The organism is Puniceibacterium sediminis (assembly GCF_900188035.1).
Classification (GTDB): domain Bacteria; phylum Pseudomonadota; class Alphaproteobacteria; order Rhodobacterales; family Rhodobacteraceae; genus Puniceibacterium; species Puniceibacterium sediminis.
Window position 1 is genome coordinate 77629 of sequence record NZ_FZNN01000003.1, and the last position, 19350, is coordinate 96978.

General features: G+C 58.0%; 16 protein-coding genes. 13 read left to right on the forward strand and 3 right to left on the reverse strand.

Annotated features, from left to right (window positions below; translation table 11 throughout):
- Positions 1-138: 138 nt before the first annotated feature.
- Complete coding sequence (locus CHB75_RS04800; RefSeq protein ID WP_089269396.1) at positions 139-1233, reverse strand: polysaccharide biosynthesis/export family protein; 1095 nt, start codon at positions 1231-1233, stop codon at positions 139-141.
- Between the two features lie 131 nt (positions 1234-1364).
- Here CHB75_RS04800 and CHB75_RS04805 point away from each other — a divergent pair, with 131 nt between their 5' ends.
- The 13 genes from CHB75_RS04805 to CHB75_RS04865 all read left to right on the forward strand — a co-directional run bounded on the left by CHB75_RS04805 (position 1365) and on the right by CHB75_RS04865 (position 16680).
- Positions 1365-2231, forward strand: a complete 867-nt coding sequence (locus tag CHB75_RS04805) for an NAD-dependent epimerase/dehydratase family protein (RefSeq protein WP_089269397.1) — start codon at positions 1365-1367, stop codon at positions 2229-2231.
- On the forward strand, positions 2228-2851 hold the full coding sequence (locus CHB75_RS04810) for a sugar transferase (RefSeq protein ID WP_089269398.1): 624 nt from the start codon (positions 2228-2230) through the stop codon (positions 2849-2851). The genes CHB75_RS04805 and CHB75_RS04810 overlap by 4 nt, the downstream gene beginning before the upstream one ends.
- Positions 2852-3021: 170 nt before the next feature.
- Positions 3022-3861, forward strand: a complete 840-nt coding sequence (locus CHB75_RS04815) for a flagellar motor protein MotB (RefSeq protein ID WP_089269399.1) — start codon at positions 3022-3024, stop codon at positions 3859-3861.
- 107 nt (positions 3862-3968) lie between these two features.
- On the forward strand, positions 3969-5270 hold the full coding sequence (locus CHB75_RS04820) for a flagellar hook protein FlgE (protein ID WP_089269400.1): 1302 nt from the start codon (positions 3969-3971) through the stop codon (positions 5268-5270).
- Positions 5271-5320: 50 nt separating this feature from the next.
- A complete protein-coding gene (gene flgK / locus CHB75_RS04825; protein WP_089269401.1) occupies positions 5321-6769 on the forward strand; it encodes a flagellar hook-associated protein FlgK in 1449 nt (482 codons plus the stop codon).
- A gap of 10 nt (positions 6770-6779) precedes the next feature.
- A complete protein-coding gene (locus CHB75_RS04830; RefSeq protein ID WP_089269402.1) occupies positions 6780-7781 on the forward strand; it encodes a flagellin in 1002 nt (333 codons plus the stop codon).
- Positions 7781-8896, forward strand: a complete 1116-nt coding sequence (locus tag CHB75_RS04835; protein WP_089269403.1) for a flagellar basal body P-ring protein FlgI — start codon at positions 7781-7783, stop codon at positions 8894-8896. Before CHB75_RS04830 ends, CHB75_RS04835 begins: the two co-directional genes overlap by 1 nt.
- Positions 8897-8989: 93 nt before the next feature.
- Positions 8990-9859: a flagellar motor stator protein MotA gene (gene motA / locus CHB75_RS04840; RefSeq protein ID WP_089269404.1), complete on the forward strand. Its 870-nt coding sequence runs from the start codon at positions 8990-8992 to the stop codon at positions 9857-9859.
- Positions 9856-12114: a hypothetical protein gene (locus CHB75_RS04845; protein ID WP_089269405.1), complete on the forward strand. Its 2259-nt coding sequence runs from the start codon at positions 9856-9858 to the stop codon at positions 12112-12114. Before motA ends, CHB75_RS04845 begins: the two co-directional genes overlap by 4 nt.
- A gap of 204 nt (positions 12115-12318) precedes the next feature.
- Positions 12319-14403, forward strand: coding sequence for a flagellar biosynthesis protein FlhA (gene flhA / locus CHB75_RS04850; RefSeq protein ID WP_089269406.1), 2085 nt, complete (start codon positions 12319-12321; stop codon positions 14401-14403).
- A complete protein-coding gene (locus CHB75_RS04855; RefSeq protein ID WP_089269407.1) occupies positions 14400-15164 on the forward strand; it encodes a flagellar biosynthetic protein FliR in 765 nt (254 codons plus the stop codon). The genes flhA and CHB75_RS04855 overlap by 4 nt, the downstream gene beginning before the upstream one ends.
- A complete protein-coding gene (locus CHB75_RS04860) occupies positions 15164-16252 on the forward strand; it encodes an EscU/YscU/HrcU family type III secretion system export apparatus switch protein (RefSeq protein WP_089269408.1) in 1089 nt (362 codons plus the stop codon). Before CHB75_RS04855 ends, CHB75_RS04860 begins: the two co-directional genes overlap by 1 nt.
- Positions 16252-16680, forward strand: coding sequence for a hypothetical protein (locus CHB75_RS04865; RefSeq protein ID WP_089269409.1), 429 nt, complete (start codon positions 16252-16254; stop codon positions 16678-16680). The genes CHB75_RS04860 and CHB75_RS04865 overlap by 1 nt, the downstream gene beginning before the upstream one ends.
- A gap of 127 nt (positions 16681-16807) precedes the next feature.
- Here the strand turns inward: CHB75_RS04865 and CHB75_RS04870 are convergent, their stop codons facing one another.
- Positions 16808-17557 carry a DUF1028 domain-containing protein gene (locus CHB75_RS04870; RefSeq protein WP_089269410.1) on the reverse strand — a complete coding sequence of 250 codons (750 nt, stop codon included), beginning with the start codon at positions 17555-17557 and terminating at the stop codon, positions 16808-16810.
- 17 nt (positions 17558-17574) lie between these two features.
- Complete coding sequence (locus CHB75_RS04875) at positions 17575-19341, reverse strand: gamma-glutamyltransferase family protein (RefSeq protein ID WP_089269411.1); 1767 nt, start codon at positions 19339-19341, stop codon at positions 17575-17577.
- Positions 19342-19350: the final 9 nt, after the last annotated feature.

Here is a 19350-nt window from a genome sequence, read left to right on the forward strand (position 1 = left end):
TTGGATTATCATCGCGATGTCCCAGGTATCGCGTTTCGTTTCAGCGCTGCGTGGGGGCGGGTCGATCAGGTGATCGGCTTCATCACCCGCAGTCATATATAATCGTTCCCATTTGAAGGCATCGCCGCGAGCCTGTCGTCAGTTCGCCGAGAAGGTCTGTGCCTGCCGCGTCAGCCCGAAGACACTGCCAATCAGGCTGAACACGGTTTGTGCCTTTGTCAGCGGGGATTCAGTGGCCAGTACGGTGTCTTGCGGATGGATCGCGAACTTTCTGGCCGCGAATAGCCCGTCTGCCGAGGTCAGGTCGAAGGTAAATATGACCTGCTGACGGGCGGGGCCGGTGTTATCCTGACGTACCTGACGGGTGTCGTATTCGCGCAGGACCATCACGCCCTTGGGATCGGCGCGGGAATCCTGAATGCCGCCCATCAACGACATAGCCTCCAAGGCGGTGATCTGATCCTTGGGGAAATAGATCAGGTCTTCGTTCCCCGAGGCACCCAGGGCGGTAAAGCTGCGCTGGTCTTCTTCCACCACAATTGTGTCGCGGGCGTGCAGGGTCGTGTTTCGCCCATTCGATTCATAAAGGTTTTTGGCGGTGATACGGTAGGTCGATGAACCGCGCAGCAGTTTCACCACCGGATTGCGCATGGTTGGAGAAATGCCACCCCCGGTCGCAAGCAGGGTGAGAATCTTGTAATTGCGTGATAGCATTGGATAATTGTCCGGACGCGCCACGCCACCGAGCAGATCGACCGAGTTCGCCAGCCCGGGCGTCAGGCTTAGCTGGACCTGTGCTGAAGGCACAATCGTTTCAAACTGGGACTGAACCCGCTCGCGGGCGGATGCTGGCGTCAAGCCGCGAACATGAACCTCGTTCACATAGGGCAGGAAGATCGCACCATCGGAACCAACTTCAATCGACTTGAGCGCGGTCACCTTTTCCGAAGCGCCGGTGATCAGAGAATTTTCCTGGCTGTCCCAGATGATGACATCGACCAGATCGCCGGTTTCAATCACGGAAGAGTTCTGTCCCTGACTGGAGCCGATCCAGTTATAGGCGTATTCCTGTCCTGTCATCGGCCACGCCGCAATCCCGGGCATGTTGGTGCGGGTCACGGGGACGACCTGAAACGTCGGATTGTCGGCTTGGGATTCGGCCAACACCTCGGACTGTAGCGCGGCTCCGCGTGGCAGGCTGCAGGCTCCAACAGACACGACTGTCGCTAACATGGCTGCGAGGCGTAAAGTTTTCCGCAAGTATCGTTCCCCAAAAATTTGTTTTACCTTGAACGTGTTTGTAACGGTTGATGGCGTTTACTCAAAGATGGTTTATGCGGCGTTAGGAAAAAGGATCCCGGCAAGTGGCGGAAATACGGCAGGGTACGAGATTCCTGGTTCTGGGGGCGAACGGAAAAGTCGGCAGGCTGGTGCGTGCTGTCTGGGCCGACAGCAACGATGACCGGGTGAAATTCGTGCCGGTCGTGCGCCGTGACTGCGGTCTACCAGGGCAAGTGATCTGGTCCCCTGGGGAGTCTCTGTCCACTCTGCCGGCGGCGGACGCAGTGCTTGCGCTATGGGGGGTAACACCGGGGCCCGGGGTCAGGCTGGAGATGAACAGTGTGCTGGCGCTGAATGCGATGGAGGTCGCGCGCGCGACCGGGGCCGATCGCGTGCTGCATTGCTCGAGCGCCGCAGTTTACGCACCGGCGACGGAGCCGCTGAGTGAGGAGATGCCGCCTAACCCGATCTCGGCCTATGGCCGTGCCAAGCTTGATATGGAGCACGTTCTGGCAGCGGATCAGGCGCGGCACCCACAGGGCCCTCGTATTATTTGCCTTCGGATTGGAAATGTGGCCGGCGCAGAGAGCCTGTTCGGGGCGATGATGCGGTCCGACGACGTCTGCCTTGACCGATTTCCCAACGAATCTGGCCCTGAGCGCAGCTATATCGCCCCGTCGGAGCTCGCGCATGTCCTTGCCCTGCTGGCCAGCCGTCCGGTCCAAGACATGCCAGAAGTGCTGAATATTGCGGCCCCTGTCGCAACTTCGATGGAATCCATCGCCCGCGCGGCGCAGCGAAGAGTGATCTGGCGCGATGCCGCTCCCGGGGCCGTGCAGCAGGTCGTGCTAGATACAAAACGTCTGAATACGGTATGTCCATTGCGGCCCGAAACAGCCCGTCCGGATCATCTTGTTTCGGATTGGCTGCGCTGGAAAGAGGCCGGATGACACCGCAGAAAAAGCTCTTTGACATGCTGAGCGCTATCGGACTGAGTATCTTGCTGTCGCCGCTTTTGATCGGCGTGGCGGTTGTGGTTCTTGTCCGGGATGGGCGCCCCGTTCTTTATAAATCGAAACGGATGAAAACTCCGACACAGTCTTTTCTTCTGTGGAAATTCCGCACCATGACCGTCGTGGCCAGGGATTCTGGCGTTTCGGGCGGGCATAAATCGTCGCGTGTCACCAAAACTGGTCGCATCCTGCGGCGCTATCGTCTTGATGAACTGCCGCAGCTTTGGAACATCCTTCGAGGTGACATCAGTTTTGTCGGGCCGCGGCCACCACTGCCACGTTATGTCCACAAGTATCCCGAAGTCTACAAGGAGGTGCTGAAGGCGCAGCCCGGGATCACCGGACTTGCCACCATCGCATTCCATAAGCACGAAGAGATGCTGTTGGCCAAATGTCAAACGGCGCAGGAAACCGAGGAGGTTTATTGCCGCCGCTGTATCCCGCGCAAGGCCCGAATTGATCGGATCTATGCTGGTCAAAGCAATGTGTGTGCGGATTTCAAGCTGATGTGGGCCACGGTTATCAGGCGTGTGAGCATGCACAAACGGCCGCGCTGACTGTTTTCTGTCCGTGCATAACCCAACCTTGTTCGCCCACCGGGGCATCGGAAATCTGTTCCTCAGGTTACAGATCCGGCAACGATTAACCGGACATTTTTAATTGTTAAGTCGGTCGTAATGAGCGCTCTGCTACCTCTTGCCTTGGGTGAGTAAATAAGGTGGTGAAAATGGCTGCGGACAGCAATGTCGCGCCAGTTATCATCAAACGGAAAAAGATCATCGCAGGCGGCGGGCACCATGGTGGAGCCTGGAAAGTTGCGTATGCAGACTTTGTGACTGCGATGATGGCCTTTTTCCTGCTGATGTGGCTGTTGAGTGCGACGACAGAAAAACAGAGAAATGGACTGGCGGACTACTTTTCCCCGACAATTGCGATCAGTCGCATGTCTAGCGGCGGAGACGGCAGTTTCGGCGGTGACAATCCGTTTTCGGAAGAAACGCTGCCCAAGTCGGGCACCGGTGCAACAAGCATGAACCCGACGGAATCCAACCACTCGCGTGGTCTGGACGGGCAAAGTGAAGATGCAAATGCAGAAACCGCCGAAGACGAAGTGTTCAAGGAGATCGAAAAACTGCTCAAGGGTCGGGGTGGCGAAAGCATGGTCGCCGATCCACTGTTGCAGCACATCGAAACCCGTGTGACCGACGAAGGTCTTGTGGTCGAGCTTTACGAGACTGAAGATGCCAGGCTGTTTGATCGTGACGGCGCGCCGACTGAATTGTTGGAGCAGTTATCAGGAGTCATTCTACGGGTCTCGGATCTCGTGTCCAACCCATTGGCAATCGAAGGTCACGTGCGATCCGAGCCCATCGTGGTGGCAAGAGATCGCTCTTGGGAAACATCCACAGATCGCGCTGCTGTCATGCGCAATCTTCTGAGCGGACAAGGGATGCCGAACAGCAGATTTGATCGTGTCACGGCACATGCGGATCGTGAGCCGATCCGTCGCAACCGGATGGAATTCCGTAACAGTCGCATTGAAGTAATCTATCTGCGTCGTCTGTGATAAACATCCAAAGCCAGAATGGTTTGGATTTTATCTGTTAGCGGCCCGTTAAGTCTGCGCGCGTATCTGTGGCTCGAGAGAGCTTGATACAGCAGAAAGGCGTGTCCATGACGATTTCTTCTTCCCTGAGTGCGGGTGTGGCGGGTCTGGCTTCGAATGCCAGCCGACTTGCAACAATTTCCGACAATATCGCCAACTCGTCGACCTATGGGTACAAGCGGGTGGAAACCGATTTCCAGTCCATGGTCACGGCATCGGGTGGCGGTAAGTACACCGCGGGCGGTGTTCGGGCCGGCACCCAGCGGTTGGTGGATAAAAGCGGATCGTTGATCTCCACCAGCAATGCGACAGACCTTGCGATAAGCGGGGGCGGCTTCTTGCCGGTGGCAAGCATGAACGAAGTGTCTAACGCCAATGGCAATCCGCAGATGTTTATGACCACCACGGGATCCTTCCGCACCAACGCGGAAGGATATCTTGTGACGGAATCGGGACTTGTACTGATGGGCTTTCCGGCTGCGGCCGATGGAACGATTCCATCCTACCCGCGAGATTCGAGCGATGGCCTTGAACCGATCCAGATTAACATGAATCAGCTTACGGGTGTGCCGACGACACAGATGAGTCTGGGCATCAATTTGCCGGCGTCAGATACATATTTTGACGCTTCGGGCGACCCACAGGACGTGTCGGTCGGATACTATGACAACCTCGGCGTGTCCGAAACTTTCGACGTGACTTTCACACCAACCATTCCTCCATCCGGTGCGTCGAACGCTTGGACGATGGTCATAACGGATTCAGCGCAGGCGAGCGCGGTGGTCGGAGAATACACCCTGACCTTCACGGATTCCCGTACCGCCGGCGGCAACTTGGCCACTGTGGGGACAACTTCGGGCGGGATTTATGATGGGACCACCGGTACCGTCATTGTCAATGCTGCCAGTGGTCCGATCGAGATCTCTATCGGCATGCTCGGTTCCAGTGACGGGTTGACCCAGTTGGGGTACAGCTTTGCGCCTCTCAATATCACGAAAGATGGCTCTGCTGTCGGCAGCATGACCTCTGTCGAGGTTGACGCGCTAGGCATGGTCAACGCAATTTTTGACACGGGGCTCCAGCGCACCATTTATCAGGTGCCGCTGATCGATCTTCCGAACCCGAACGGCCTGATCGCGATGGATAATCAGGTCTACATGGCATCTCCGGAAAGCGGCGCCTACTATCTCTGGAATGCAGCCGAAGGCCCAGTCGGAGACATCGCGTCCTTTGCTCGCGAGGAATCGACCACCGACGTGGCTAAGGAACTCACTGATCTGATCCAGACTCAGCGGGCCTATTCTTCGAATGCCAAGGTGATCCAGACCGTGGATGAGATGCTGCAGGAAACCACGAACATCAAACGTTGATCGATGCCTTCAGGCGATAAGCCGACCCCGTCGAAATAAAGGAAACCGCTATGTCACTATCAGGTGCCCTATCCAATGCGCTCAGCGGTCTGACCGCGAATGCGCGCGCCGCCACCCTTGTGTCGTCGAACATTTCGAATGCCTTGACCGACGGATATGCCCGTCGCGAACTCGCGACCTCGTCCAACGGGATGGGTTTCTATGGCGGGGTCCGTGTCGACGGGGTGACCCGATCTGTAAACCCGGTGATCCTCGCCGATCGCCGACTGTCCGATGCTGAAGCGGGCAGGGGGGAGCAGCTGCAAAGCTTTGCGTCACGCATAGAGCTCATGGTGGGGGATGCCACAGAAAGCGGATCGCTCAGCGGACGCATGGCGGCGTTGGAAAATGCGCTGATCACCGCAGCAAGCAATCCGTCTTCAACCCAGCGATTGGACACTGTTTCTCGCGCTGCGGAAGATCTGGCAAAGACCTTCAATAGTCTCTCGGACGGTATTCAAACTGCGCGTCAGGATGCCGACAGGGCAATCAGTTTTCAGGTCGATTCGCTGAACGACACGCTTGAGCAAGTGGAAGCTCTCAACACCCGCATCACACGTGCTCTTGTGCTTGGCCGGGATCCTTCGTCCCTTATGGATCTACGGCAGAAGGCAATCGACACCGTTGCCGAGGCGGTGCCGGTGCGGACCGTGACGCGCGAGGATGGCGGGATCGCGGTGTTCACCACTGGCGGGGTCACGCTGGTGGATGGCAAGGCGGCCACGATAGAGTTTTCCAATACGGCAATCATCGTGCCGCACATGACGCAGGCAAACGGCCTGCTGTCCGGGCTCACGATCAATGGCAAGGCTGTCGACACCTCAGCAAATAGCCAGCTGGCGGGCGGATCTCTTGGTGCACAATTCCAGATCCGCGATCAGGATGCCGTTGCGTTTCAGGCACAGCTCGATGGCGTTGCGCGCGATGCCATTGAACGTCTTGGCCCGGGCGGACCGGACGGTACCCTCACCGCGACGGACCCGGGTGTGTTCATGGATGCGGGATCGGCCTTTGTTGCTACTGACGAAATCGGTATATCCGGGCGGATCACCCTGAACCCGATTGTATCGGTCAACGGTGGTGAAACTTGGCGCCTGCGCGACGGTCTGGGTGCCGCTGCGACCGGAGAGGTGGGGGATTCAAGCCTGCTTAATGGTATTTATGATACCCTTACTCAAGCAAGCACACCAACCTCAAGCAGCCTTGATCCTACGGCGCGTAGTTTATCTGGTCTTGTGTCGGAGTGGGCATCCGGCGTTGGTGCGTTTCGCGTCCGTCAGGATGGGCAACTCAGCTATGCCCAGGCCCAGAACGTCGCCCTAACCGAGCTAGAGCTGGCCGAAGGCGTAGATACCGATCAGGAACTGCAGCTTCTGATGCTGCTCGAACAGAATTATCAGGCCAATGCCAAGGTCATGACAACTGTTGATCAGATGCTTCAGTCCATCCTCGCGATCTAAGGAGAACAAGATGCAATCCATCGGCGATATGGCGCAGACCCTTGTCATGCGACACCACCAGACGAAGCTGCGTGAACAAATCAACTTTCTTGGGGTCGAACTTACCACCGGCGTGGTTCAAGATAAGGCGGCACATCTTGGCGGCGATTTGACCGTTCTTGCTACCTTGGACCGATCGCTGATGGCGTTGGATGGCTTCAGGGTCGCTACGGCCGAGGCCACCTATGTGGCGGACGTCATGCAAACAGCGCTGGGCCAGCTGCAGAATCGTATCGAGGATCTGTCGCCCGGGCTGCTAAATGTCGAATTGGTCACATCCGAGACTCTCCGCACCTCGATGGCTCGGGACGCTGAAAACGCGCTTGAGGCAACCTTGGCAAGCCTTAATTCCACCGCCGCTGGCCGTGCGGTGTTTGGCGGGGTGGCAACTGACCGGGCGGCTATCTCCGATGCTGATACTATCCTTAATGCCCTGCGTATCGAACTTGCGGGCGAAACCACGCTGGCAGGTATCCAGACAAAACTGGATGCCTGGTTCGACACACCGGGTGGAGGTTTCGAAACCATCGCCTACGAGGGATCGACGACAAGTGTAGCCGACACGCGGCTGAGCAGCACCGATACTGCCAAGCTCGACGTTCGCGCAGATGATCCAGTGTTTCGCGATATGATCAAGGCGCTGTCGATGGCAGCACTCAGTAGTGATGCTACTCTGGCGTTCCCTCAGGGATTGAAAGCCGAAATCATTTTTTCTTCGGGTGCGCAAATGGTGAATGCACAGTCCGAGCTGACGGACCTGCGTGCGGGTGTGGGCAACCTGCAAGCCCGCATCGAAGAGACAGAGACTCGCAACGCATCGGAAAGAACCGCGACGCAGTTGGCCCGGCTCAAGCTGATCGGTGCGGATCAATATGAGACTGCGGTTCGACTTCAGGATGTCCAGGTGCAGCTCGAAGCACTCTATTCCGTGACTGCGCGGGCCTCTCGAATGTCGTTCGTGGAGTTCATGTGATGATTTCACGCCTACGCCTTTTCGTTGCGGTTGTTCTGGGCGTGGTCGCGTTGGCTGCCCCGGTGACAGCTCAGAACGTAAGGATCAAGGATCTGGTGGAATTCGACGGCGTTCGGTCGAACGATTTGGTGGGCTACGGACTGGTGGTTGGGCTGAACGGCACGGGGGACGGCTTACGCAACGCCCCTTTTACCGAAGAAATCATGACCAACATCCTCGAACGGCTGGGTGTGAACGTCACCGGTGAACAGTTCCGCCCCAAGAATGTTGCGGCGGTCTTCGTTACTGGCCGCTTGCCGCCTTTTGCGCGTACGGGTGGACAGATTGACGTCACGGTTTCAGCCATAGGCGACGCCAAAAGCCTTCTGGGCGGCACATTGATCATGACGCCACTTAATGCTGCGGACGGGCAGATCTATGCTGTCGCGCAGGGAACGATTATCGCCGGCGGGATCGAGGCGACGGGACAGGCTGCAACGGTTATTCAGGGCGTGCCAACATCTGGTGTCATTCCGGCCGGTGCACGGGTCGAACGTGAGGTCGAATTTGACTTTACGCAACTGTCGTCCCTGCGCTTGGCATTACGTGAGCCGGACTTTACCACCGCGGCGCGAATCGAATCTGTCATCAACCGGCAGTTTGGCCGCGCTTCCGCGATCATGCTGGATTCCGGAACGGTTAGCGTGGATCTCACCAAGTCTGGCGCCCGATCGCCCGCCCACGCAGTTGTCGCTATCGAAAACTTACCGGTCGAGCCAGAACGCCGTGCCCGCGTCGTGGTGGATCAGCGATCCGGAACTATCGTGATGGGCGAGGATGTTCGCATATCGCGGGTGGCTGTTTCCCAAGGCAATCTTACGCTCAGAATCCAAGAGGCACCAATCGCGGTACAGCCGAACCCCTTTTCCGAAGGTGAAACCGTGGTCGTGCCACGGACGGAAACCGGTATCATAGAGGAACCTGGCATCGGGTTAGCCGAAATCCCGGGCGGCACCACCTTGTCCGAGGTTATTGCCGGACTGAATGCGCTGGGCGTGTCGCCACGCGACATGATCGATATCCTGAAAAGCATCAAGGCCGCCGGTGCGCTACATGCCGAATTTGTCGTCATGTGAGCCGTCTGCTTTGCCGAACTCCAAAAGATCCACGCTGATACAATTTTAACATTCCCATGACATCGTCGCGGTGTCGTTAAACGGAGCTTTCACATGCTTGGCATCATTGGCATCATTATGATTTTCGTGATGGTTTTCGGGGGATACATCCTTGCGGGGGGCAAGATGGCCATCATCCTAAAATCCCTCCCATTTGAAATGATGATTATCGGCGGCGCGGCCGTCGGGGCTTTTCTAATCGGGAACGACATGAGTGTGGTAAAGCACACAGTCAAGGATATGGGCAAAGTCTTCAAAGGACCCAAATGGAAGCCTGAAGACTATCGCGATCTGCTGTGCTTGCTGTTTGAATTGGTCCGTCTTGCGCGCAGCAGTCCGGTTGCCGTCGAAGAGCATGTGGAAAACCCGCTGGAGTCTTCGATCTTCACCAAATATCCGAAAATCCAGGGCGACCGCGAATCAGTTGAACTGATCTGCGACACGCTTCGCTCGGTTTCGATGAACTACGACGATCCACACCAGGTCGAAGAGGTTCTTGAAAAACGGATGGACGCGACGCTGCATCACGCACTGCATTCCAGCCATGCTCTGCAGACGTTGGCAGACGGTCTTCCCGCTCTGGGCATCGTTGCGGCGGTTCTCGGTGTTATCAAGACGATGGCTTCGATTGATCAGCCGCCTGAGGTGCTGGGAAAGCTCATCGGTGGCGCTCTGGTTGGGACGTTTCTGGGCGTGTTTCTTGCCTACGGTCTCGTCGCGCCATTTTCATCCAAGGTTAAAGCCGTGGTCGAGGAGGATGGTCAATTCTATCAGCTCATTCGCGAGGTGCTCGTGGCCAACCTATACAACCATTCCACAAATATCTGCATCGAGGTTGGCCGCCAGAACACGCCAGCGCATTGTCGGCCCAGCTTCGTCGATCTTGAAGAAGCTTTGAAGGCGGTCAAGCAGGATGCCGCATGATACGAGTGCTCGCCACAGTTTTTCTTTCTCTCTGGGCTGCAGGTGCTGCGGCCCAGACTCTGCAGGTTCGCTCCGGGGAGCACGGTGATTTTACCCGTCTGGTGATCGATATCGAAAGAGGTACACGCTGGAACATCGAAAAGGGACCGGACCCGTATAATCAGGTGATCAAATTCCCCGGAAAACAATATACCTATGATACCTCGGAGGTGTTTTCTCGCATAAACAAGGACCGCCTTACCGAAGTTGGCATGATCGCGGGAACGGGTGATCTCGGTTTGCGCTACACTTGTGAATGTAGCGCAACGGCGTTTCTGTTGAACGGCACAATGCTCGTTCTGGATATCGCGAAATCCGATCCAGATTCGGTTGCCACACCACCTTCCACCAATCCGCCTGGTCTCCAGCGGGCGGCGTTAGGTGCCAGCCTGTCGTTGGAAAAAACTCCGGCGCCGCCGATGAAATCATTTGGAGCGCTGCCGCTCGACAAGCTGGCCAACAGCACGGGGCAAGCGGTCTCGGATCCTGCGACAGAAGACAGCGGCCACACAGATCCAGGACACGCGGTGATCGCCGAACTTGAGCGTGACATCGCCGAACAACTGGCGCGGGCTGCGACTACTGGATTGCTCGATGTATCGGAAAACCCGATCACGTCAGGTGCTGAACCGAAACCGGACGTGTCCTTGGAGCATAGCTTGTCTCATGATACGTCATCCGAGGATCAGCATGGCGAGCAAGCGGTACACCAGGATATTCCGCGCTCAATGCTGGCGGACGGGCGCATCCTGCTGAGTGGCGACAATTGCGTGGAAGAGGCAGATCTTACCTTGGCGGACTGGGCTGACGAGACGCCCTTCGAGAGACAACTGAGCGACCTGCGGCTAGGTCTTATCGGCGAGTTTGATCGGCTAAATCCTCAAGTTGCCACGAAACTCGCGAAATTCTACCTTCACTACGGTATGGGTCCCGAAGCAAAAGTCCTTCTGCAGATGTTGGATTCGCCGCCTGACGGCACTCTTGAGGGATTGGCTGCTCTTATGGACGGCGAACCGGATCCGGCTGGCACATTTTCCAGTCAAACACATTGCGAAAGCTCCGCAGCAATGTGGTCTTTGCTAGATCTCAACGGAGCCACGACGGACCGAGAAATCAACAAACGGGCCATCCTGAGTGGTTTTGAAGCGTTACCGGACAATCTCAAGGGATACCTCGCAGACCGTTTGGTCAATGAGTTACTGGTGTTAGGTGAGAAGGCAACCGCGCAGGATCTCTTGAAACGGCTCACGCGGTCGCTGCCAGAGCCGAGTCCGGAAATCGAACTAGCCAGGGCCAAGATGGATATCGACGAGGGCCATCTTAGTGCGGCGTCTGCTCGATTGACACAGGTGGCGCACTCAACCTCAAACGCTGCCTCTGCCCATGCGGTCGAAACTCTTATGGAGATTGCCGCAGAAAATGGCATCCCCGCCGAAGAGGGAATTTCAGAACTTGCATCAGCCTATTCTGTCGAGTTTCGCGGCTCCGAAGAAGGTCCCGGTCTTTGGCGTGCTCATCTAAGGGCACTGATCGGAAACGGGGATTTCGACGAGGTGTTCCGTGAGCTGAACAGCGAGACTTCGGGTGATCCGCAGATCGATTCTGAGTCCCGGACCGAAGCAGCAAATGCTTTGATCCGCAGCGCCGGGGATGTCAGCTTTATGCGCAACACGCTTGCAGCCAGCCCCGAGCATCCACTTGGATTGGAACGCTCGACACTACTTGCGGCGGCCAATCGAATGCTGTCAGTCGGTCTGCCGGATGCGGCGTCCTTGCTGCTGGCTGACATTGCGCCGGATCGGGGCGACCGTGAAGCACGTGTTCTCAACGCTCGCGTGCTGCTGGCACAAGTACGGCCGGAAGATGCGGAAATTATGCTGATCGGCCTGCAAGGCCCGGACATCTTGGAATTGCGAGCAGAGGCGCGGTCCATGATGGGGGATTACGACTACGCAGAATCGGCACCTGATGAAAACGGCAGCCCTGATGCCTCGACTGAAACGGCCTGGATTTCGAGCGATTGGACGACTGACGCACAAACTGCGGATGGCCCGGCTTCGGATGCTGCGAGGTCGGCACCATCGGATCGGGCAGTGCCAGATGCGGCCCTGACGGCTAGCCTTGGCGGATCAAAAGCCCTTGTCGGTGACAGCGAAACGACGCGGGAAACTATGCGCGCCTTGCTGGAGGCGACCCAGATTTCACCCGATAGCTAGAGCCTTGGTACGTCCAAACTAAAAATAAACACGATTCACCTAAAACTTTCCTAGATGCAGAATGCAAAGGAAGAACAGAATGTCCGAGGCCTTTCATCAGCCTAATCTTATGCAGTCCCCTCCGGGCCGACCGGGCCCCACGCAGCGGCTGACACCTTCTCTCGTGCGTGATCTTGGACGATCTGTTTTCGGTCAGAGCGACAGATGATTTTCGATCTGAAAGAGACGTTTTTCCGCCCAACGGTATTGCTTGCGGTGGCGTTGATGGCAGTTATTGTCATGATGATCCTGCCTGTGCCATCTTGGGTGCTGGATGTCGGTCTCGCCGCCTCTTTCGCGCTGGCAATCCTGATCTTCACCGTTACACTTTTCATTGAACGCCCGTTGGATTTCTCGGCATTTCCGACAATATTGCTGGCTTCGCTGATGTTGCGGTTGTCACTAAATGTCAGTTCGACAAAGCTGATCATAGGACAGGGGCACGAGGGCACCCATGCGGCCGGAAATGTCATTCAGGGTTTTGCGAACTTTGTGATGAATGGCAGCGTCTTTATGGGCCTTGTGGTTTTTGGCGTTCTGATGATCGTCAACTTTACCGTGATCACCAAAGGCGCTGCGCGAATGGCGGAAGTCGGCGCGCGCTTTGCTCTCGACGGGATGCCTGGCAAACAGTTGGCTATTGACAGCGACATGAGCGCTGGCGCCATCGATCATGCCGAAGCCAAGGCCAGACGCGAACGCGAACTGCAAGAAACGACGTTTTTCGGCTCGCTCGACGGGGCGTCGAAATTCGTCAAGGGTGACGCGGTCGCCGGTCTTTTGATCACCTTGCTGAACCTCGTCATGGGCATCATCATGGGCGTTTTTGTCCACGGCATGGCGATTGGCAGCGCGTTTGAAACCTATGCAATTTTGACTGTCGGCGACGGACTGGTAACCCAAATTCCGGCGGTGATCATCTCGATCGCCTCGGCATTGCTGCTTGCACGGGGTGGCACAACCGGTGCCACGGATCTGGCGCTTGTCGCGCAGCTCGGCAGATTTCCGGCGGCGCTGGGCACGGTCGCTGTCTTGATGGGCCTATTCGCCTTAGTACCGGGGTTGCCATTTTTGCCCTTTATCGCCGGCGCCGGCGTTCTGGGTTTTGCGGCCGTTTATGTTAAACGCAAAGCTGCACGTGAAGAGGAAGCTCCGGAGGCCACTGAGGTCGGCGGCCCCCCGCCGCCGAAACCGATAGGCGACGTGCTCGATCTGGACGACATCCATGTGGAATTTGCACCGGATTTGGTGAACATGGTGCTGGATCCGGGCACCGGTCTCGATGTACGGATTTCAAATATGCGTACTCATATCGCTTCGACCTTTGGCCTAATTATGCCCGAGATCCGTTTGACCGACGACGCCGCCCTGCCTACGGGGACCTATGTGGTCCGTATCCAAGGTGTCGAGCTGGCGCGGGGGTCGCTGAATCCAGCTTTGGTGTTGGCGTTGGTCCCCGATGACCGCACACGGCTGCCTGACGGTCGCGATGTCAGCGAGCCGGTCTATGGCGCGCCCGCCCGTTGGATCAAGCCCGAAGATCAGGAGCGAGCCGCTCTGACTGGTGTCACCATCGTCACGCCGACCGAAGTGCTGGCTACCCACCTTCTGGAGGTGATAAAACGCAACTTTGGTAGGCTTCTCAGCCTCCGCGCGCTGCGCCGAATTTTGGATGAGATGGTGTCGCTTTCCAACCCCGCCCGAGCCGAGGCAAACCGGCGGTTGATTGATGAGTTGATCCCGGACAAGGTCCAGATCGACGTGCTGCATTCGGTTCTGCGCTTGCTGCTGGACGAGCAGGTTTCGATCCGCAACCTGCCACTTATCCTTGAGGCGATTGCCGAAACCCGCGGCCAACAGGCCCGCCCCGAAGCGATCTGTGAACACGTACGACAAAGGCTCGGCTTTCAGCTGGTCGCAGGAATGCGCCGTAACGACGGGACTATTCCGCTGATCCAGCTGGCGCCAGAATGGGAAGAGCTGTTCACGCACTACCAGATCGAAGGCGATCGTGGCGGCATCGACATTGCCCTACCGCCCGATTCCTTTGAGACACTGACCGACGGCGTCGCGAAGCAGATGGGTGACGCCGGGGCGCGAGGCGTTTTTCCCGCGCTGGTGACATCTGGAAGACGGCGCAGGTTCCTTCGTACGATCCTCGCGGCAAAGGGCATCAGCAACCCGGTATTGTCCTTCGAAGAGATCGGAATCGAGGCGCGCCCGTCGCTCGTGGGTGTGGTCGCCGCATGATGCAGCTGATCGAGACGTCGCAGCAGGCGCTCTGGCTCGTCTTTGTGGTTTTCGTCCGGGTTGGGGCCGCGATGTCGGTAATGCCGGTCTTTGGAGAACGTTCTGTCCCGGTGCGGATTCGCCTGATCCTATCGCTGGCCATGGCCGTGATCGTGGCCCCCGCCGTTTACGCTACGATTAGCCCACCTGTGCTTGGACTCGGGTCGTTGGCGCGGATCCTCATGACGGAAACCATCGCTGGCTTGGCGCTTGGTATCGCATTGCGGCTGTTCATTCTGGCGCTGCAGACCGCTGGCGCGATAGCAGCGCAATCTACCTCACTATCGCAGCTGACAGGCAACAATGCGATGGACCCGATGCCGGCCATCGGGCAAGCATTGACCGTGTCGGCGCTGGCTTTGGTGATGATGACCGGGTTGCACGTCAAGGCGGCGGCGCTGTTCATCTTTTCCTATGAAGCCATGCCGCTCGGGACCTTTCCGGATGCCGCCGTTCTGGGCGAATGGGGCCAGGCGCAAGTCAATCAGGCGTTCCGGCTCGGCTTCACGCTCGCCGGGCCTTTTGTCATTCTATCGATGCTCTACAATCTGACGCTTGGCGTTATCAACAAGGCGATGCCGCAGCTCATGGTCGCTTTTGTCGGTGCCCCCGTCATCACGCTGGGCGCCATTTCCATGCTGTTCACCATCGCTCCCGTGCTGCTGGGTGTTTGGAACCGGGCGCTGGACGCGTTTCTCATCAACCCGTTCGGAATGCCCTGATGGCAGCGGATGATGATGACAGCGAAAAGTCACACGAGGCATCCCAACGCAAACTGGATGACGCCCGCAAGAAGGGCGAGATTGCCCGATCTCCGGATCTGCTGACGGCGACCGCCTATGGCGGGATCTTGTTGATCGCAGTTGCGATAGGCCACAATTCGATCTTTGGACTCGCCGAGACGTTGCTTCCTTTTGTCGACCACCCGCAGCAGCTCGCAAAAACCTATTTCGGCGACGGCAGCATGTCGCCCGTCGGGTCACTGATCAGTAGCAGCATCGCTCCTGTCCTGCCATGGGTGGGCGCTCCGGGACTTCTGGTTTTGGCGGTTCTCTTTGCACAGAAGGGGATTGCCGTCGCACCGGAAAAGCTGACTATCAAATGGTCCCGCCTGTCGCCGGTCGAAAACGCAAAGAACAAGTTTGGGCGGCGCGGTCTTTTCGAATTTGCCAAGAGCTTTACCAAACTCATGGTCTATTCCGCCGTACTTGGCCTGTTCCTGTCCGCTCAGATGGAATCGATCACCGGTAGCCTGCAGGGCGCTCCTGAAAATGTGGTGATCATTCTGATGTCTCTTGCGATCAAGATGATGATGATCGTCGTCATTGTGGCCACAGCTATCGGTGCGATCGACTATTTCTGGCAGCATCAAGAGCACCTGCGCAAGAACCGGATGTCTCACAAGGAATTGCGTGACGAATACAAGGACTCCGAGGGTGACCCTGGGATGAAGCAGCAGCGCCGTTTCCGGGCGCAGGAAATCGCGATGAACCAAATGATGGCGGATGTACCAAAGGCTGACGTGATCATCGTCAACCCGACGCACTATGCAGTCGCGCTAAAATGGAGCCGCGCGCCTGGAGAGGTGCCCGTCTGCGTCGCGAAAGGCGTCGATCATGTGGCTGCGCGCATCCGTGAGGTAGCCCAGGATTCGGCCGTGCCGATCCACTCCGACCCGCCAACGGCCCGGGCACTGTATGCATCCGTGGACATCGACCAATCCATCGCACACGAACATTACCGGCCGGTTGCCGCCGCCATCCGCTTTGCTGATGCAATGCGACGACGCGCCAAGGAAAGGGGCCGCTGATGTCCACGGAATTCGACGACATTCGCGAAATTACTGCAATTATGGAAGAACGAGCCCTGGCCAAACATCGCGACGTTCTTGCTCAGGAAGCCGCCGTGAATCGTGAAATCGTAGAAATCGAGAAGCTGCGCTATCAAACTCTGCGCCAGGATGATGGAGCCCAGGCGCGGCGTATGCTGGGAGCTGACGGGCTCTGGCAAGGCTGGTTGGCGCAACGCCGTATGCATTTGAACCAGGACTTGGCTATGCTGAGGGTTCGTAAGGCCGACAGTCTGCATGCTGCACAGACTGCGTTTGCCCGGCATCAGGTGACAACAAATTTGGCGTCGGACGCAAGGGCAGAACAGCACCAGCGCCGTATCTCGCAGTCTGAAAGACGGTTGGAAGAGGGTTTTCACGCTGATCCCGATGGATGGGATTCCGTATGATTGATCAGCGGGTGGGAAAAAGGCACCCTCCGCAAGTGCGCTTTTCCTTTCCAGAGGCGCGGTAAGATCAAAGCACTGGACTGTGCCGTTTTTAGCCAATTTATCAAGACCGGGGAGGATCCTACGGCTAAAGGTCGGTCGCGAAGGACCTGCTGGGTCGACCAGAAGCTTTGCGCTTTGCTTCTGCAGTCTGAATCGCAGCGTCGATGCTGGTCCGGTCTGTCACGCCCGAGAAATTCTTGCCTGTTGGCAAAGCCTCGGCCACATGTACAAATCGTTCATGCGCAACATCAAAGAGACGCCACATCTCGGCCAGTGGATTGGGATGATCGTCGGCGCGCAAAGAAAGCCACGGGTAATCTTCGGTCCGGTGGATGACCAGCGCCGCAGATTGCGTGCCGCGCTTGTCCCCGCCCGCCTGCGCCCCTGCCTCCATCGCGGTGATCAGTCGTGGTCCGAATGGCAGATGCATGTGCGCGAGGTAGCTTGCTAGCGTGTTTGCCACGACCGCTTCCCCGGCAAGCATATTGCCGGCCACCGACACGCCCGGGCCGCTTTGATGGCCACACCAGTCGGTGCAGCGCGCTCCGGTATGGGCGGCGATGCGACCATCGGCGTCGATCATGTGTATCTGGCGGATTGCCTCACCACCATCCCGGGCAACCAGATCTGCCACCACTTCCCGCGCGCTTTCACCAAGCGCCAGCCTGTTGGCCGCCTCAATCCCCCAGATCGGGTTGACAAAGGCCTGTGTGGCCACGGCACATTTGCCGCCGCGCAGATGCGGCACAAGGGCGCCGGTGGCAAAGAAACGGCTTGCGACGATCACGCCGTATTCCCCGGTTTCGGGGTCCTTCGCGACAATGGAATAGGTCATGGAAGCTCCTTTCTTGTTCAGCGCCCGACGGCATAGGCCTGCATCTGGCGTGGGGTTGCAGCCGCCCGAAGCAAGCCTGATGGGCTGCGGCTGGCGGCGGTCAGGCGACCCAGACTCCAAGGTTCGGCCCGTTCGAGACGATGACCGCGGGCCAGCAGAGCGGCCATTACCGTGTCTGCAAACGATGGTTCAACGACCAGGTGCCCGGGGTCGGCTGCGCGCGGATAGAATGACGCAGTGGCATGGGCGGTGTGGAACATTGGCGCGTCAATCGCCTGTTGCAGCGACATTCCACCATGGATCAGCCGCAACAGGAAGATGAGTTGCCACTGGTCCTGCTGGTCACCGCCCGGAGTCCCAAAGGCGAGACGCGCGCCGTCAGGATCCTGAGCCATCGATGGTGTCAGTGTCGTGCGCGGCCGGGCACCCGGTGTCAGCGACCCGGGCAGGCCGGGGGTCAGCCAGAACATCTGTGCCCGGGAATTCAGCGCCATGCCAAGGCCGGGAACGACAGGCGAGGACATGAGCCAACCGCCCGAAGGTGTGGCCGAAATCATATTACCCCAGCGGTCGATCACGTCCAGATGCACCGTATCGCCGCGTTTTTCACTGGGATGGAACGTCTCCATCGGCGCTGCACTGTTTCGCGCCCGGGCGACGGCCGCGTCGGCCAATGTCTTGGACCCGGACATGTCGCCCGGTCGCTGTTCGAGCGAGGCCGTTTCGCCGATCAGGCCGCGCCGCGTTTGGGCGTAGTGATCAGAGAGAAGGGTCTCGATAGGGATCTGACTGAACTCCGGGTCGCCATAATAGGCCTCGCGATCTGCAAAGCTGAGCTTCAGGGTTTCTGTCACGGTGTGGATGAATTCAGACCCGACAGGGTCCATCGCGGCGATTCCTGTGCCTGATAGCGTCTTCAGGGACTGTAAAAGCAACGGCCCCTGCGTCCACGGCCCGGCTTTCCAGACCGTCCAGCCGCAGTAATCGACGGACAGCGGCGGTTCGTATCGCGCCTGCCAACCCGCCATATCATTTGCGTTCAGAACGCCCTTTCGCCTGTTTCCGGTAGCATCCATCACACATGCATCACGCAGCCAGATGTCGATGCGTTCGGCGATGAAACCCTGATAAACGGCGCGCCGGGCGGCGTCGATCTGGGCGGTTCTATTGGTTTCGCACTCCGCCTCGGCCAGCAGGCGATCCCATGTATAGGCAAGATCCGGATTGCGAAATAGGACACCGGGTTCAGGGGCATTTCCGTGAGGAAGCCAGATCGCGTGCGACGTGGGCCATTCGGTGCGAAAGAATTCCGACAGATCGGCAATGGTTTTTGCTGCGCGGGCCAGCATCGGATGGCCGTGGCGTGCATAGTGGATCGCAGGTTCCAGCACTGCGCGCAGGGACAGTGTTCCGTGATCGCGCAGCATGAGCAGCCAGGCATCAAAAGCGCCGGGAATGACAGTGGCAAGCAACCCAGATCCGGGTATGAGAGTCAGCCCCGCGCTTCGATAATGGGCAATCGTGGCCGCGGCAGGTGCGGTGCCCTGACCGCAAAGTACCGTTGGCACCTCAGCTCCGGCAGGGCGGATCAGGGCCACCATGTCACCCAGCGGCCCGTTCAGATGCGGTTCGACCACCTGCAGGACAAAACCCATGGCGCAGGCAGCATCAAAGGCGTTGCCGCCCTGTTCGAGAATGGACATGCCGACAGTCGACGCAATCCAGTGGGTCGAGGTGGCTACGCCAAAGGTTCCGCTGATCTCGGGGCGGGTGGTAAAGGTCATCGCAATCCG

Excerpts from the sequence above, each read along its gene's own strand:
- CHB75_RS04800 (WP_089269396.1), bottom strand. The coding sequence starts at position 1,233 with ATGTTAGCGACAGTCGTGTCTGTTGGAGCCTGCAGCCTGCCACGCGGA.
- CHB75_RS04810 (WP_089269398.1), top strand. The coding sequence starts at position 2,228 with ATGACACCGCAGAAAAAGCTCTTTGACATGCTGAGCGCTATCGGACTG.
- CHB75_RS04815 (WP_089269399.1), top strand. The coding sequence starts at position 3,022 with ATGGCTGCGGACAGCAATGTCGCGCCAGTTATCATCAAACGGAAAAAG.
- CHB75_RS04820 (WP_089269400.1), top strand. The coding sequence starts at position 3,969 with ATGACGATTTCTTCTTCCCTGAGTGCGGGTGTGGCGGGTCTGGCTTCG.
- flgK (WP_089269401.1), top strand. The coding sequence starts at position 5,321 with ATGTCACTATCAGGTGCCCTATCCAATGCGCTCAGCGGTCTGACCGCG.
- CHB75_RS04830 (WP_089269402.1), top strand. The coding sequence starts at position 6,780 with ATGCAATCCATCGGCGATATGGCGCAGACCCTTGTCATGCGACACCAC.
- CHB75_RS04835 (WP_089269403.1), top strand. The coding sequence starts at position 7,781 with ATGATTTCACGCCTACGCCTTTTCGTTGCGGTTGTTCTGGGCGTGGTC.
- motA (WP_089269404.1), top strand. The coding sequence starts at position 8,990 with ATGCTTGGCATCATTGGCATCATTATGATTTTCGTGATGGTTTTCGGG.
- CHB75_RS04845 (WP_089269405.1), top strand. The coding sequence starts at position 9,856 with ATGATACGAGTGCTCGCCACAGTTTTTCTTTCTCTCTGGGCTGCAGGT.
- flhA (WP_089269406.1), top strand. The coding sequence starts at position 12,319 with ATGATTTTCGATCTGAAAGAGACGTTTTTCCGCCCAACGGTATTGCTT.
- CHB75_RS04855 (WP_089269407.1), top strand. The coding sequence starts at position 14,400 with ATGATGCAGCTGATCGAGACGTCGCAGCAGGCGCTCTGGCTCGTCTTT.
- CHB75_RS04860 (WP_089269408.1), top strand. The coding sequence starts at position 15,164 with ATGGCAGCGGATGATGATGACAGCGAAAAGTCACACGAGGCATCCCAA.
- CHB75_RS04865 (WP_089269409.1), top strand. The coding sequence starts at position 16,252 with ATGTCCACGGAATTCGACGACATTCGCGAAATTACTGCAATTATGGAA.
- CHB75_RS04870 (WP_089269410.1), bottom strand. The coding sequence starts at position 17,557 with ATGACCTATTCCATTGTCGCGAAGGACCCCGAAACCGGGGAATACGGC.
- CHB75_RS04875 (WP_089269411.1), bottom strand. The coding sequence starts at position 19,341 with ATGACCTTTACCACCCGCCCCGAGATCAGCGGAACCTTTGGCGTAGCC.